The organism is Rhodospira trueperi (assembly GCF_900101965.1).
GTDB classification, from domain to species: Bacteria; Pseudomonadota; Alphaproteobacteria; order Rhodospirillales; family Rhodospirillaceae; genus Rhodospira; species Rhodospira trueperi.
The window spans coordinates 265,235-279,303 of the sequence record NZ_FNAP01000002.1 but is presented as its reverse complement, the minus strand read 5'-3'; the positions used below and the strand labels follow the sequence as shown (position 1 = coordinate 279,303).

Sequence of the window (14,069 nt, the reverse complement as noted above, 5' to 3'; positions counted from 1 at the left end):
TCAAGCAGGGGCAAGACCCGCAGCGCGCAGCGCGCGGCGATCGCCACCGAAACCTCTTTCGGCTGCGTCCGCAGCCAGGCCTCGAGCTCTTTTCTGTCGAAGTGTTCCGGCTTCGATGCCACGCCCCTGCCTCCCCACTCTCTTCGTATGCGGGAGACCCTGTCCCGTCAATATGCTCGGGTGCATCGGCCGGGACCATCGGCCGGGACCATCGGGTGAATGGGCTTCAATCTCCATCGTCATGACTCGGCGCGCGGCGACGACGCGATCCAGGGCGAAAACCGGGGCCCTCGGGCCCCGCGCATCAAGGATATGAAGCTGCAGGGACGACATGCCAGACCCCTCGTCGAATGCCGGACCCACGGAAATCCCAGGAGCGGGTGAGGATGGGCGTCTCCCCCCTCAGCCGCCCGCCAGCCGCGCGGCTTCGGCCACGGCGCGGTCGAATTGGGGGTCGGCGCCGGCCGCGAACGCCGGGTCGAAGGGCACCGCGATGTCCGGCGCGACACCGACGCCTTCCAGCCGCACGCCGTCCACCCGAACGTCCACCACGGCGACATAGAGCAGGCTGCCGTCCGACAGCACGTTGAGCCGCCCGCCGACGACCGCCCCGGCCGTGGTCTCGCCGACGATGGGGCCGAGGCCGAGCGCGCGGAAACCGTGGGCCATCAGTTCCTTGCCCGAGCGCGTGCCCTCGTCGACCAGGAGCACCACCGGCTTCGTCCAGCCCGAGGCGAAGGTGAAGGCGGTCCCGTCGCGGCCGATGCTGGTCATCGTGATGGCCTTGTCGGTGAACAAGGTCAAATACTCGGGGCTGGCGCCGCCCCAGCCGCCGCGCAGGTCGAGCACCAGGGCGTCGGCGTCCTTGAGGGATCCGTACAGCACCTCACCGGCCAGGATGTCCTGGTATTTGCGGCCGGCATAGGACCAGGGGCGGATGGACCCGACGCGCGCGCCATTGTGCTCGATCACACGGGCGCTGGCCCGCATGGCATCCTCGAACATCGTCACGCCGTCGAGCATCACGGGAGTCACCGTCAGGTCGCGGCGGTCGCCGGGGGACCGTTCGACGGTGAGCGTGGTGTCCGTGCCGGCCCGTCCGGCGAAGGAGCGGATCGGGTGGTACGGGTCCCCGTTCACGGCGTCCAGCCGGTCGCCGACCCGCACACCCGCCGCCTCGGCCGGGAAGCCCGGGAGCACGCCCGTGACGAAGAAACCGTCGTCCCGCGCGTCAACCATCGCGCCGATCCCGGCATACCGGGGGGCGCCGTCCGTGAGGAAGGGCGCGAGCGCGGCGGCGATCTCGTCGCTGCCGTGCAGGAAGACGCCCGCGAGCTGATACCAGGCGGGATCGTCCCGGGTGTAGAGCCGGGTGTGGGAGGTCCCCAGGCGCGCGAGCAGCGCGTTGACCTCCGCCGCGACCGCCTCGCGGTCCATCTCCGGCATGATGCGGGCGCGGTGCGCGGCCACCGCCGCGTCCCAGTCGACCCCAGCCATGCCGGGATCGTAGAACTGCTCGGCGGTGACCTTGGTCGCCTCGTCGAACACGGCCAGCCGGTCGGCGGCGACGGCCGCGCTGGCCTGGACGAGCATGAGAACACCGGTGAGCACGGCACGCATGGGTCGGTTTCCTCCTGCCCGGCCGCCGTGGCCGGAAGATGTCCCGGTGGCTCGTGCCAGTCCCGTCAGGAAAGCCATGCCGGGACGCGCCGCTCACCCTGCGGACTGAACCGGACGACACGCGACGACAGCACGCGTCGCGTGCCTCGACACTGGTCTGGAGCCGACTGCTCGGGAGGGCCGTCCGTCCGAAGCCAACGGCCCCCTACTCCGCCGCGACCCAATCGGCGCCGGGGGCGGTGTGGAAGAAGCCGTTGGAGACCTCGCGGTCTTCCAGCAGGTCGAGCAGGCGGTCCTCGGCCTCCTCGACGCCGACACGGCCGTTGATCAGGTCGTCATAGACGCGGCCGACGGCCCCCATGTCCAGGTCCAGCGGCGAGACGCGGACCTGGGTCACCCCGGCCTCGATCATCTCCGGGATCTCGCGCACCAGCAGGGTGACGGTGTGGGCCTGGGTCTGCAGGCCGTTGACCACCATGAACGGATCGCCGTCGATGGTCTCCACCTCCATGCCCTCGGGGTCCTGGTCGCAGATCAGGCGGCAGGTGGCCTTGGTCAGGCCGTGGGCGCGGGCGTGGTAGCAGCGCGCCGAGATGGCCAGCGGGGCGCGGCCGAACACGGTCACGCCGCATTCGATGCCGAGATCGCGGGCGGTCTTGGCCAGAGTCAGCACGTTCTCGCGCGGCAGTTCCCACGGCAGGGTGACGCAGGTGGCGCCGCGCTCGGCCAGGGCGGTCAGCGTGGCCGGGTTGTAGACGTTGACCATGGGGCCGATGTGGTGCGGCTGATGCGACAGCAGCGCCAGCGCGCCGACGTCGTTGGCCTCGATCAGGGCGCCGGCGTTGGCGGTGCGGGCCACGGCCTCCAGCGCCTCCACCTCCTCCTGGGCCACAGCCAAGCCGATGGTCGGGTGGATCACCTGCCGTCCGGCGGCCTTCAGCATCACCTCGGCCTCGGCCATGGCCTCGATCACCGGGGCGGTCTCGCGCTTGGAGCAGATGGTCTCGCCCAGCACCACCACCTGATAGGGGCTGTCCTCGGCGATGCTTTTGTAGAAGGCGCGGCGCCGCTCCGGCGTCCAGTGGTACAGCAGCGGGCCAAGGGTCAGGCGAACGGAGGGTTGGGTCATGGTCGATCAATCACTTCATCTGATCCGTCATTGCGAGGAGCGTAGCGACGAAGCAATCCAGGGCGAAACGTTGCGCTCCCTGCCCTGGATTGCTTCACGTCCATCTGGCGATGGACGCTCGCAATGACGGTGGGTCCCGTTGATGCGGATGCGGTTTCTGCCCTCAATGCCACGATCCGGCGTACACGCCCGTGGTACCGGCGGCCCCCTCCATGAACGGGCGCGAGGCCGCCGCGTCGGTGGCTTCTCCGGCGATGGCGGCTTTCAGATTTTTCACCACCTGGGCGACGTAGGCCTTGCCGCGCTGGCGGCCCTCGACCTTCAGCGCGGTCACCCCGGCCTTGGCGAACTCGGGCAGCAGCGGGGTCGCGTCCAGGCTGCACGGGTCCTCGAACAGGTGCATCTCGCGGCCCATCACCCGGTAGCGGCCCTTGCACGGCGTGGGGTAGCCGGCCTGCTCGCCGGCACCGAAGCGGTTCAGGGTGAAATTCCCCAGGCGAGAGGTCATGATCTCGCCGTGCTCTTCATAGCGCACATGGCTGGCGGGCGAGCACGCGCCGTCCTTGTTGGGCGAAATGCCGGTGGCATAGCCGGACATGGAACAGCGCCCCTCGGCCATCACGCACAGGCCGCCGAAGACGAAGACCTCGGTCTCCATGCCCGGCACGGCGGCGATCAGGGCGGCGATCTGCTCCACGGTCAGCACGCGCGGCAATACGACACGGCGGATGTTGAAGGCGTCGCGGTAGAACTTCACCGACGGCGCGTTGGACGCCGACGCCTGCACCGACAGATGCAGCCGCAGGTCCGGGTGACGCTTGGCGGCATAGCCGGCCAGACCCATGTCGCACAGGATCACCGCGCCCGCGCCGGCCTCGGCGCAGATGTCGACGTTGCGCCGCCACAGCGAGTCGTCGCCGGCATCCGGGTAGGTGTTGATGGCGATCATCGGCCGCGCACCCTTGGCCTTGCAGGTCTGGATGCCCTCGGCCAGTTCCTTGGGCGAGAAATTCAGGCCCGGGAAGTTGCGCGCGTTGGTGCGGTCGCGGAAGCCGAAGTAAACGGCATCGGCGCCGGCGTCGATGGCGGCGGCCAAGGCGGCCGGCGTGCCGGCGGGACAGACCAGTTCCATGGGAACAGCATTCATCGCGGGACCTCTCCGACTCCGAACTCAAGTGCGCTGGGTTGCCGTGGACTCACCCAGACCTATGGACTCACCCGGCGCGCGGCCCATTTCCATTCGCGGCAAATCGTCGTCGCGACCCGTTCCGGATCGCCCGGGATTCGCCCTAACTGGCCCGGCGGCGCTGGGTGCGCTGCATCTGGCTTTCCATGCGCGACATGCGGGCCTCCTGCCGCGCCAACTCGGTGCGCACCGGGGCGAGGATGGCGTCCTGCACCGTGGCCAGATCGCGGCTGGCGGCGGCGTGGACGCGCTGGCCAAGGTGCATCACGCGCGGCAGGGCGGGGCCGATCGGCCAGGGGAAGGCGCGGGCGACGTCGTCGACACCGGCGCCGGCGTCCTCCAGCGCATAGCGCAGGGCCATCACCAGACTGGTGTCGCCCTCGATGGTCAGGGCGCGGGTGAAGAACGAGGCATCGCCGTCCATGCCCTCGGTGTCCAGCATGGCCGTCAGGGTTTCCAGCGGCGCGCGCACGGCGGCGACCGCGCCCATGGCCTCGCGCGTGTCGGCCTCGATCAGGTCCATGGTGACGGCGCCGTTCTCGATATCCAGCGCCACGGCCACGGGGTGCCCGGTCGGCACGATGGCCAGACGGCCGCTCAGCTCCGACAGCCGGTCCTCCAGGCGCGGCCCCATGTCGCGGACCAGACCGTCCAGCACCGGACGGGCCAGGGCGCGCATCACCGACAGCGGGATGGGGCGGAGCAGAATGCCGACCAGAAGGCCGGGCGAGAACGTGCGGACGGATGAGGACATGACACACCTGGATCACCGGGAACGGGCACGCACGCGGCGCCACCCTTCCCGGCGCCACGCGGCTCCCGAATATCTTATATACGTCGGGTCTTGAAAATGACTTTTTTGACCGGCTGGGGTACGACACGGAAACCGTACCCTGAACCGGAGCCCCTCATGTCCCTCGATTCCCTCATTGCGTTTGTTGTGTTGTCCGCCGCCAGCTTCGGCGCCGCGTCCACCGGCGCCATCTTCCGTCCCGGCGAGTGGTACGCCGCCCTGCGCAAACCGTCCTGGGTCCCGCCCAACTGGCTGTTCGCCCCGGCCTGGACCGTCATGTATGTGCTGATGGCGGTGGCCGCCTTCCTGGTCTGGACGTTCGGTGAGGGGCCGGCCGTCCTGTCGGCGCTGGCGGTGTACGCCGTCCAGCTTGTGCTCAACGCCCTGTGGTCGCCGGTGTTCTTCGGTCGGCGCAGCCTTGGCGGCGGAGTCGTGGTCGTTCTGGCGCTATGGCTGGCGGTGCTGTCCACCACGCTGCTGTTTCTGCAGGTCAACGACTGGGCCGGGCTGCTGTTCCTGCCCTATCTGGCCTGGGTGACCTTCGCCAGCGCCCTGACGGTGACGGTATGGCGCCTGAATCGAACCGGGGACTGACCGGCGCCGTCCGGACTCTTTCCATTGTTGCGGTTGAGAATTGTTATGTCGCCCCGCGGTGCGACGCGCTAGACCCGCGATCTCTCGTTGGTATCGTAAGGGCCCTCATCATGCGCATCGGCTTCACCAGTCTGAATTTCAAGACCATCACCGGCCACGCTGGCCGCACCAACCGGTTTTTGGTGTTCGATCTGGCCGAGGACGGCACGGCGACCGAATTGGACCGCCTCGATTTGCCGCCCGAGATGTCCATGCACGAGTTCCACCAGGCGGGACCGCACCCTCTGGACGCCCTGGACGTGCTGGTGACCAAGGAGTGCGGCGCCGAGTTCATCACCCGCATGGCCGGGCGCGGCGTGCGTGTGGTCATGAGCCCCGAGGACACCGACCCGGCCAGCGTGCTCAAGGGCATCGCCGAGGGCCGGGTGAACGTCTCCGGCGCCGGGGCGCACGACTGCGCGTGCGGACACGACCATCATGACCACGATCACGACCATCATCATGGCCACGAGCACGGTCATGGCGGATGCTGCGGTCAACATGGGCACGGGCACGGGCACGGCCGTCGGCACGGGTCTCCGGCGGCCGGCGCGGGGGGGGCCTGACGGCCGGGAAAGCCGCCCGGTCGAGCCGTTTCAAACCGCCAGAAGCCGTTGCCGGGAGCCCGTGTTCGGGATGACGGAACCGTCCTGTTTTGACATTGAGCCGTGTTCAAAAACACATGGAGACGTCATCCCGAACCGACCCAAGGCCGGGAGGGCTCGGCTGCCTCGGTAGTCCGCCGTCACGGCTGCATGGGTCAGGTCAAATGCCGGACAACCCTCACATATTCCGCGGCAGGATCAGCGCCACGTCGGGCCACCACACCAAGCCGACGATGGCCAGGCACATGATCAGGAACATCGGCACGCTGGCCTTGGAGATGAAGCCCATGTCGTGCCCGGTCATACCCTGCAGGACGAACAGATTGAACCCGATGGGCGGCGTGATCTGCGCCATCTCCACCACGACCATCAAATAGACGCCGAACCACACCATGTCAAAGCCGGCCTGTCGCACCAAGGGCTCGATGACCGCCATGGTCAGCACGATGGACGAAATGCCGTCCAGGAACATGCCCAGGATGATGTAGAACACCGTCAGCATGGCGATGAGCTGCAACGGCGTCAGGTCCAGCCCGCCGATTCCCTCGGCCAGGGCACGGGGAATGCCGGTGAAGCCCATGGCCAGCGACAGGAAGGTCGAGCCGGCCAGGATGAAGGCGATCATCGACGAGGTGCGCACCGCCCCGAACAATGACTCGCGGAACGTCGTCCAGGTCAGGCTGCCCTGGAGCGCCGACAGCCCCAGCGAGCCGACCACGCCCAGCACGGCGGCCTCGGTGGCGGTGGCGACGCCGGTGTAGATCGAGCCGATCACGCCCAGGATCAGGATCATCACCGGCGCCAGATCGCGCAGGCCGCGCAGCCGCTGGCGCAGCGAATAGACCACCATTTCAGCGCTTTGGTGCTTCGACAGAATCCCCCACAGCGCCACGTAGGTCATGAACATCACCGCCAGACAGATGCCGGGCAGAATGCCGGCGATGAACAGCTTGGCGATGCTCTCGTTGACCGAGACCCCGTAGATGATGAGCGAGATCGACGGCGGGATCAGCAGGCCCAGGGTGCCCGCCCCGGCCAGGGTGCCGACGATCATGCGCTCCGGATACTGGCGTTGGCGCAGTTCGGGGATGGACATCTTGCCCACCGTGGCCACGGTGGCGGCCGACGATCCCGAAATGGCGGCGAAGATGGCGCAGCCGGCCACGTTGGTATGCAACAGCCCCCCGGGCAATCGGGCCAGCCACGGCGTCAAGCCCTGGAACAGCACCTCCGACAGGCGCGAGCGGAACAGGATCTCGCCCATCCAGATGAACATCGGCAGCGCGGTCAGCGTCCACGACGATTGCGCGCTCCACAGGATCATGGCCATGGAATCGCCGGTCGGCCGGTTGGTGAACAATTCCATGCCGATCCAGGCGCACACCAGAAGGCTGGCGCCCACCCACACGCCCGAGCCGAGCAGCAGGAACAGCGACAGCACGAAAATGACGATCAGGACCCCCTCGCCCATCACTCGCGCCCTCCCTCGGCCTCGGGCGCGGTCAGGCTGTACTCGCCCTCGACAATCGCGCGGAGGAACGAATCCAGGGTGGAGACGGCGAAGCAGACTGCGCCGGCCGCCATCGGCACCTGTGGGATCCACAGCGGAATGGCGTCACCGCCCTCGCTGACGTCGCCGAAGATGTAGGAATAATAGACAAGGCGGCAGAGGTAGAAGGCCAGATACCCGGTGGCGGCGGCGATCACGCCGCGCGCCCACAGTTCGAACGCCCAGCGCGCCCGGCCCGACAGGTTGGAGATCAACAGGCTGACCCGGATGTGCCCGCCGGAGCGGAAGGCGTACGGCATGCCGAAGAACGCCCCGGCAGCCATGGCGTAGCCGGCGAACTCCGTCACCCCGCCTAGATAAACCCCGGCGATGCGCGAGACGATGCTGGCCAGGATCAACAGCGTCAGCGTCACCAGAAGAGCGGCGGAGATCAGGCCGCAGACCTGATAGAAGCGATCCAGCGCCCGGGCCAGGGCGGTGAAGACTGGGACCATGCGGGGGGGGTCCTCGCGGCGGGTCCGCGACAGCCGGACGCGGTCGTGGCCGGGCGGATGAACAACGGCTGAGCGATCCTAGCATCAGGACGGCGCCCATCCGCAAGAGGCCAGCGGACACCGCCGTGGGCGGTCGGCGCTCCTTGCATCACCCAGCGTCTCCTCCCGAATCGCAAGACCGGGCGGGAGTGGCCCTCCCGCCCGGTCCTGACGTTCGTTTCTTGCGGCCCTGGATCCGGCCCGCCCCGCCGTCCGATCAGTGGACGCCGACGGCCTCCGGCGCGGACTCCCCGATCGTCCGGCGCTTCGTGCCTTTCGAGGAGGACGCGGCGGCCTTTCCGCGCGTGCCATCGCCCTTTCCAGTGGCTGCCTTTCCATTGACCGCCGTCGCGGCGGCCGGGGCCACCTCCATCTGACCCAGGCCACGGGCCTCCGCGAGGGTCGTGATCTCGGAGCCGAACACCTGGGACCGTGCCTTGGGACCGAAGCCACGCTGGGCGCGCTGGGCCCGGATGAACGTGGCGACCCGCGGCAGGATCATCTCGCGCCAACGCCGGCCGTTGAAGATGCCGTAGTGGCCGACGCCCGGGCAGACCATGTGCTCGCGATGCTTGGCCGACAGGCCGGTCAGCATGCCGTGCGCGGCCTCCGTCTGACCCAGGCCGGTGATGTCGTCCTTCTCGCCCTCGACGGTCATCAGGCCGACGTCGGTGATGGCCTCCGGCTTCACCAGACGGTCGCCGATCATCATGCGGCCCTCGGGCAGGTGGTGTTCCTTGAACACCCTTTCGATGGTCTCCAGGTAGAACGCCGCCGGCATGTCCATGACGGACAGGTACTCATCATAGAACTTGCGGTGCGCCGCCGCCGAATCGCCGTCACCCTCGACCAGATGATTGAAGTAGTCGCGGTGGGCATCCATGTGCCGCTCGACGTTCATGGCCATGAAGCCGCCAAGCTGCAGGAACCCCGGATAGACCGAGCGGCCCGCGCCCATGTACGGCGCCGGCACGGTTTGGATGAAGCGTCGGCGGAACCAGGACATGTCCTTGCTCTCGGCGAACAGGTTCACGGCGGTCTTGCCCATGCGGGTGTCGATGGGGCTGCCCATCAGCACCATGGCATTGGGCCGGTTGGGGTTGTCGTCCTCGGACATCAGCGCGTTGGCGCACAACACCGGCACGCCGGGCTGGCACACCGCCAGCATGCTGGTGTCCGGACCAAGCACTTCCATGAACTCGATCAGGTAGTTGACGTAGGACGCCATGTCGAACTCGCCGTGCCACAGCGCCACGTCGCGGGCGTTGAGCCAGTCGGTGATGTAGACCTCGTGCTCCGGCAGCAGCGCCTGGACGGTGCCGCGCATCAGCGTGGCATAGTGCCCGGACAGCGCGGCGACCACCAGAACGGCGGGGTCATCGCGCTCCTCGGGCAGGTCACGCTCGAAATGGATCAGGTTGCAGAACGGCTTGTGCTCCACGATCCGCTCGCGAACGCCCACCAATTGGCCATCCACCACCGTTTCGGCGAGGCCGAAGTCCGGCTTCGGATACTTGCGGGTGATGCGCTCGAACACGTCGGTGCCGGCGGCCACGGTGCGCCCCAGCCCGGTATGGCTGGTCGGCAGCAGCGGGTTCGTCGCCAGCATGTTGACGGCCTGGGCCATCATCCGCATGGGCGTCATCGCATGATGATTGAATTCGTGGATATGGTAGAGCACGGCGCGCGTCCTCCCTCATAATTGGCCCTGGGGCCAGGGGGCGTATCCCGGCGGGACATCCCGGTGCATGTGGTCCCGAGACGGCCCCGGCGCACTCTCACCGAACGCGTTGACCGAGCGGCGGCGACGGCTTTGCGACAGGATCATGTGCCCCAAGCAGGTCTGTTGGGTAATTTCGTAACTGAATGGACTGCTGTTCCGCAACAAAAATTTCCGCGCATGCGAACCATGCATGCCCAACATGCGAAGGATTCATGACGATTCTGCATCGATGGGCGCAGGCCGACCCCTCCGAAAGAAGGAGATCGAGCGGAGTCCCGCACAGTCTGTAAACCCTTCCCGGGAGGTCGGGGATCCCGCGCGCCGACAGCCGCCTGTCGATCACACGGCTTCCGTCGGAGGAGCGATTGCCGTAGGGTCGGGGCCGCTGTTTCTCATCCTCTGATCCGTTCACCCGCGCCCCGCCGAGACCGCCCATGATCCGCGCCTTTGTCCAGGCCATCGAACAGCTTGGAGACCCTCGCATCCGGGACTCCATCCTGCTCAGCCTCGCCCTGACCATTGCAACCTACGTCGGTCTTGTGGCGGCGCTGTGGTATGGTCTGGGCGCCATCGAGGTGGTCGACCCGCCCTGGCTCGACACGGTGATCGATGTGGCCGGCGGCATGGCGGCGCTGGTGGTGGCGCTGATCTTTTTCCCGGCCGTGGTCACCATCTTCGTCGGCCTGTTCCTGGAACGCATCGCCGACGCCGTGGAACGGCGGCACTACCCCGCCCTGCCGGCCGCGCGGGAGATCCCGGTCGGCGAAAGCATCGTCGGCGCGATTTCCTTCGCGGCGGTGTCGGTGGGACTGAACCTTCTGGCGCTGCCTCTCTATATCTTCCTGCCGGCGCTCAACCTCGGGATCTATCTGGCCCTGAACGGCTATCTGCTGGGGCGGGAGTATCACGAACTGGTCGCGGCACGGCGCCTGGACCGGAGCCGGTTGCGGCGCGAACGCCGGGGACACCGCACCCGCCTGATGCTGGCCGGCGTGGCGATCGCGGGGCTAATGCTGGTGCCGGTCGCCAACCTGCTCGCACCGGTCGTCGCCACCGCCTTCATGGTGCATGTCGTCCAGGCGTTGCGGGGTGACCCTGGAACCGCTTAATCTGGCCGAGGCGGCGGCCCGCGCCCGACCCATGCGCCCGCCTGTTTCGTCTCGGCCGAGCCCGCTCGGCACACCTAGGATGAAGGACTTCCCGCATGGCAATTTTCGGCAACTCCCCGCACGGCCGTCATTCGGACGGCGGCCCGAGCGACACGGACCGGATTGAGGCCGGCGACGGCAGAGGCGGCAAGGCCGGACCGGGCGGCAAGTCCGACGCCTTCCAGCCGCAGGAGGTAACTCAGGTCACGTCCCCGAAATTTCAACCGGGCATGCCCGTGAAGCCGCAGACCGGCGCGTTCCGTCCGGAGCCGCCCGATCATCTGGGGCGGGAGGCGGTGAAGGCCCCGATGGCGGCGGAGCCGGTGGAACCCCCCGCGCCGCTCGGTCCGCCGACCACGCGCGGCGCCGGGCTGTCGGCCAGAGGCGGCGACACCAAGAACCTGATCGTCGGCCCGGGTATTCAACTCAATGGCCACATCAGCGCCTGCGACCGCCTGGTGGTCGAGGGCACGGTCGAGGCCGACCTGAACGACGCCGAGGCCATCGAGGTGGCGGCGGGCGGCCTGTTCAAGGGGGCGGCATCCATCGAGGAGGCCGACATCTCCGGCCGCTTCGAGGGGACGCTGACCGTCAAGCGGCGCCTGATCGTGCGCAACGGCGGTCGCATTGAGGGAACGGTGTGCTATGCCGCGATCATCATAGAGGACGGCGGACAGATCAGCGGCCAGATGGACGTGTACGGCGAGCAGAAGGGCTGAGCCCTCCGCCATCGCGCCCCGTTTCATCCCCGGGGGGGGGCGCGACGCGGGTAAGCGGTGTTGCCTGCCGTCTTCGGCCATGATGATGTCCGCCGTGTCGGCGGTGACCGCAGGCCCTCAATTTGGACTCATACGGTACCGGGATGTTTGGTTCGGCGTGTCGGCGATCAAGGGGAGGGCGGGTGACCGAAGGGCACCCGCCGCCCATCGACATCCCGGCCGGCTGACCTTCGGCCAGCCGCCCCACGGATGCGAACGTTTGAACCGGAAACCGTATCAGCAAAGGATATTGCCCCGTGTTCGGACTGGAAATCGGCCTGTTCGGCCTCATTCATTTGATTCTCGTGCTTTGGGCCGGCCTGCATGTCATCGGCAGTTCGACCGATCCCCTGCCCAAGGCGATATGGTTGGTGGTCCTGGTGTTCCTGCCCATCCTCGGCCTGATCGCCTGGTTCTTTCTGGGGCCGCGCGCACCGCGCAAACGCTAGGCCGGCCGACGGAACGCCCGCCCGAAGCGGGGCGTTTGGCTGGCCAAGCCCGCAGACCGCGCCTATAGTTATGTTTGTTCTCTGTCAGAGTGCGTTCAGTTTGCCCCACGCGCCGCCGGCCTTGCCGCCGAGCGCGGACGGACGGGAGACGGTACCGTGACCCACGTCGAGCCGAAACAGGCGCCCCTCGCGCTGGCGGATCAGGAGGACATCGAACTGGCCGCTGGACAGACCCTGTTCCGCGAGGGCGAGCTAGGGGACCGCGCCTACGTCATCCGCTCCGGACGGCTGGAGATTTCCCGGCGCATCGGGTCCGCCGAGGTGGTGATCGCCGTCGAGGGGCCGGGCACGATCCTGGGCGAGATGGCGCTGATCGACGACCAGCCCCGCAGTGCCACGGTGCGGGCGATGGAGCCGTCGCGCCTGACGGTCGTGCCGAAGGAGGTGTTTCAGCGACACCTGACCCGCACCGATCCGGTCATCCGCATGGTTTTGGAACGCTTCACGTCGATCATCCGCTCGATCAGCGCCGAAAACGTCCGCCTGATCCTGGGGATCCGGTGAGGCCGCCGTGGCCCGCCTGACCGCTGGCCTGCGCGCCCGCGCCATCCTCCGACTGATCGAGACCGGCGGCGGATTTGCCGCCGTTGTCCGCCGGGGGGACGAGACCGCCGGCGATCTGCTGCTGCGGGTGCGCGATTCGTCCGGCACGGTGGACCTGTACGCACCGGCCACCGGGCTCGACGGCAGCGCCGGCTGGATGCGCCTGGGGCGTCCCGGATTCGCCGACGCGGCCGCCGCCGATGCGGCCGTCGCCCGGGCCGTGACGCGCGATCCCGATCTGTGGGTGCTGGATCTGGAACCGGCGCGGCCCGGTTTTCCGCTCGACGAGCCGGTGCTGGACACGACGCCTGAACCCGACCCGACCCGTGCGTCAGCGGAAGCCCTGTTCCGCCCAAAGCGTCCTTGATCCGGCCTTCCGGCTCGGGCATCGTCCGGCGCAATCGGGATCGCGGCCCCGGATCGTGCCGCCGGTGAGGTGTTCGCCGTGTCCCTGACTCGCATCCGGGAGTCCCTGTCTTCGGTCTCGTCCCTGGACGGCCCCCCCCTTCGTTTCCTGGTGGTCGAGGGCAACCCGGCGGATCAGCGCCGCTCCATCGAGGCGGCCGGCGGCACGGTGGGATGCGCGCTCTATGCCGAGGTCCTGCGGGCCTTGGCGCCGCCTGGCTCGCGCTGCGAGACCGTCTACCCCGCCGACCCGGGGGGCGAGTCTTTGCCCCGGGGCCTGGACTGGAGCCAGATCGACGCCGTCGCCTGGACCGGTTCGGCGCTCAACGTCTACGACATGACGCCGGGGGTGACGCGGCAGCTTGACCTATCCCGCGCGGTGTTCGCGGCCGGCCCGCCGTATTTCGGCAGTTGCTGGGCCTTGCAGATTGCCGCCGTGGCGGCCGGCGGCACGGTAGAGGCCAATCCGCGCGGCCGCGAGATCGGCCTTGCCCGCAAGATCACCCTCACAGAGGCCGGCCGCGACCATCCGCTGTATCGCGGGCGCCCCGCCGCCTTCGACGCCGTGGCGATTCACACCGACATCGTGACCCGGCCGCCGCCGGGCTGCCGCGTGCTAGCCGAAAACGCCGTGACCCCCATCCAGGCTGCGGAGATCCGCCATGACAACGGCGTGTTCTGGGGCATCCAGTATCATCCCGAGTTCGACCTGTTCGAGGTCGCCCGCCTGATCGCCCGCGACGCCGGGGCGCTGGTCGCCGAGGGCCTGTTTGCCGACGAGGCCGCCGTGGCCCGCGTCACGACGGAGGCGGAGGCCCTGACCGCCGATCCGGCGCGGTGCGATCTGGCGTGGCGCCTTGGCGTGGACGGCGATGTGCTGGATCCGGTGACGCGCCTGATCGAGGTGCGCAACTGGATCGACCATCAGGTGCGGCCCTTCGTGACCGGCCGCCGTTCCTGATCCCCCCTTGGAG

15 protein-coding genes are annotated in these 14,069 nt (G+C 68.4%); 8 read left to right on the top strand and 7 right to left on the bottom strand.

The genetic code is table 11. The features are described 5' to 3' along the window. Positions 1–402: 402 nt before the first annotated feature. The 4 genes from BLS85_RS04585 to BLS85_RS04570 all read right to left on the bottom strand — a co-directional run bounded on the left by BLS85_RS04585 (position 403) and on the right by BLS85_RS04570 (position 4,689). Positions 403–1,620 carry a S41 family peptidase gene (locus BLS85_RS04585; RefSeq protein ID WP_176793369.1) on the bottom strand — a complete coding sequence of 406 codons (1,218 nt, stop codon included), beginning with the start codon at positions 1,618–1,620 and terminating at the stop codon, positions 403–405. A gap of 205 nt (positions 1,621–1,825) precedes the next feature. After that, positions 1,826–2,749: a ubiquinone anaerobic biosynthesis protein UbiV gene (gene ubiV, locus BLS85_RS04580; RefSeq protein WP_092782795.1), complete on the bottom strand. Its 924-nt coding sequence runs from the start codon at positions 2,747–2,749 to the stop codon at positions 1,826–1,828. A 163-nt stretch (positions 2,750–2,912) separates the two neighbouring features. Next, the gene (gene ubiU / locus BLS85_RS04575) at positions 2,913–3,896 is read right to left on the bottom strand and encodes a ubiquinone anaerobic biosynthesis protein UbiU (protein WP_245699076.1); all 984 of its coding nucleotides are present in this window, start codon (positions 3,894–3,896) and stop codon (positions 2,913–2,915) included. A gap of 142 nt (positions 3,897–4,038) precedes the next feature. Beyond that, positions 4,039–4,689 (bottom strand): SCP2 sterol-binding domain-containing protein, encoded by a 651-nt coding sequence (locus tag BLS85_RS04570; protein ID WP_092782789.1) that lies wholly within the window; start codon positions 4,687–4,689, stop codon positions 4,039–4,041. Between the two features lie 156 nt (positions 4,690–4,845). On the opposite strand from BLS85_RS04570, the gene BLS85_RS04565 reads away from it, so the two are divergent. After that, entirely contained in the window at positions 4,846–5,322 is a 477-nt protein-coding gene (locus BLS85_RS04565; RefSeq protein WP_092782786.1) for a TspO/MBR family protein, read from the top strand. Positions 5,323–5,432: 110 nt separating this feature from the next. Continuing rightward, positions 5,433–5,927 (top strand): NifB/NifX family molybdenum-iron cluster-binding protein, encoded by a 495-nt coding sequence (locus tag BLS85_RS04560; protein WP_143027090.1) that lies wholly within the window; start codon positions 5,433–5,435, stop codon positions 5,925–5,927. Positions 5,928–6,144: 217 nt separating this feature from the next. Here BLS85_RS04560 and BLS85_RS04555 read toward each other — a convergent pair whose 3' ends face one another. The 3 genes from BLS85_RS04555 to BLS85_RS04545 all read right to left on the bottom strand — a co-directional run bounded on the left by BLS85_RS04555 (position 6,145) and on the right by BLS85_RS04545 (position 9,690). Further along, positions 6,145–7,437, bottom strand: coding sequence for a TRAP transporter large permease (locus tag BLS85_RS04555; protein WP_092782783.1), 1,293 nt, complete (start codon positions 7,435–7,437; stop codon positions 6,145–6,147). Continuing rightward, positions 7,437–7,970 (bottom strand): TRAP transporter small permease, encoded by a 534-nt coding sequence (locus tag BLS85_RS04550; RefSeq protein WP_092782780.1) that lies wholly within the window; start codon positions 7,968–7,970, stop codon positions 7,437–7,439. The genes BLS85_RS04555 and BLS85_RS04550 overlap by 1 nt, the downstream gene beginning before the upstream one ends. A gap of 256 nt (positions 7,971–8,226) precedes the next feature. After that, positions 8,227–9,690 (bottom strand): polyhydroxyalkanoate depolymerase, encoded by a 1,464-nt coding sequence (locus BLS85_RS04545; RefSeq protein WP_092782777.1) that lies wholly within the window; start codon positions 9,688–9,690, stop codon positions 8,227–8,229. Between the two features lie 476 nt (positions 9,691–10,166). Between BLS85_RS04545 and BLS85_RS04540 the strand changes: the two genes are divergently transcribed. The 6 genes from BLS85_RS04540 (at position 10,167) to BLS85_RS04515 (ending at position 14,056) form a co-directional block, all read left to right on the top strand. Then, positions 10,167–10,841 (top strand): EI24 domain-containing protein, encoded by a 675-nt coding sequence (locus tag BLS85_RS04540; protein WP_092782774.1) that lies wholly within the window; start codon positions 10,167–10,169, stop codon positions 10,839–10,841. Between the two features lie 95 nt (positions 10,842–10,936). Further along, positions 10,937–11,599: a bactofilin family protein gene (locus BLS85_RS04535; RefSeq protein ID WP_092782771.1), complete on the top strand. Its 663-nt coding sequence runs from the start codon at positions 10,937–10,939 to the stop codon at positions 11,597–11,599. 296 nt (positions 11,600–11,895) lie between these two features. After that, positions 11,896–12,087 carry a PLDc N-terminal domain-containing protein gene (locus BLS85_RS04530; RefSeq protein ID WP_092782768.1) on the top strand — a complete coding sequence of 64 codons (192 nt, stop codon included), beginning with the start codon at positions 11,896–11,898 and terminating at the stop codon, positions 12,085–12,087. 156 nt (positions 12,088–12,243) lie between these two features. Continuing rightward, entirely contained in the window at positions 12,244–12,651 is a 408-nt protein-coding gene (locus BLS85_RS04525) for a cyclic nucleotide-binding domain-containing protein (RefSeq protein WP_176793367.1), read from the top strand. Positions 12,652–12,658: 7 nt separating this feature from the next. After that, positions 12,659–13,057 (top strand): DUF1491 family protein, encoded by a 399-nt coding sequence (locus BLS85_RS04520; protein ID WP_092782762.1) that lies wholly within the window; start codon positions 12,659–12,661, stop codon positions 13,055–13,057. A 78-nt stretch (positions 13,058–13,135) separates the two neighbouring features. After that, positions 13,136–14,056, top strand: a complete 921-nt coding sequence (locus BLS85_RS04515; RefSeq protein WP_245699075.1) for a type 1 glutamine amidotransferase — start codon at positions 13,136–13,138, stop codon at positions 14,054–14,056. Positions 14,057–14,069: the final 13 nt, after the last annotated feature.

Coding starts and splice junctions, on each gene's coding strand:
- BLS85_RS04585 (WP_176793369.1), bottom strand. CDS start 1,620: ATGCGTGCCGTGCTCACCGGTGTTCTCATGCTCGTCCAGGCCAGCGCG.
- ubiV (WP_092782795.1), bottom strand. CDS start 2,749: ATGACCCAACCCTCCGTTCGCCTGACCCTTGGCCCGCTGCTGTACCAC.
- ubiU (WP_245699076.1), bottom strand. CDS start 3,896: ATGAATGCTGTTCCCATGGAACTGGTCTGTCCCGCCGGCACGCCGGCC.
- BLS85_RS04570 (WP_092782789.1), bottom strand. CDS start 4,689: ATGTCCTCATCCGTCCGCACGTTCTCGCCCGGCCTTCTGGTCGGCATT.
- BLS85_RS04565 (WP_092782786.1), top strand. CDS start 4,846: ATGTCCCTCGATTCCCTCATTGCGTTTGTTGTGTTGTCCGCCGCCAGC.
- BLS85_RS04560 (WP_143027090.1), top strand. CDS start 5,433: ATGCGCATCGGCTTCACCAGTCTGAATTTCAAGACCATCACCGGCCAC.
- BLS85_RS04555 (WP_092782783.1), bottom strand. CDS start 7,437: ATGGGCGAGGGGGTCCTGATCGTCATTTTCGTGCTGTCGCTGTTCCTG.
- BLS85_RS04550 (WP_092782780.1), bottom strand. CDS start 7,970: ATGGTCCCAGTCTTCACCGCCCTGGCCCGGGCGCTGGATCGCTTCTAT.
- BLS85_RS04540 (WP_092782774.1), top strand. CDS start 10,167: ATGATCCGCGCCTTTGTCCAGGCCATCGAACAGCTTGGAGACCCTCGC.
- BLS85_RS04535 (WP_092782771.1), top strand. CDS start 10,937: ATGGCAATTTTCGGCAACTCCCCGCACGGCCGTCATTCGGACGGCGGC.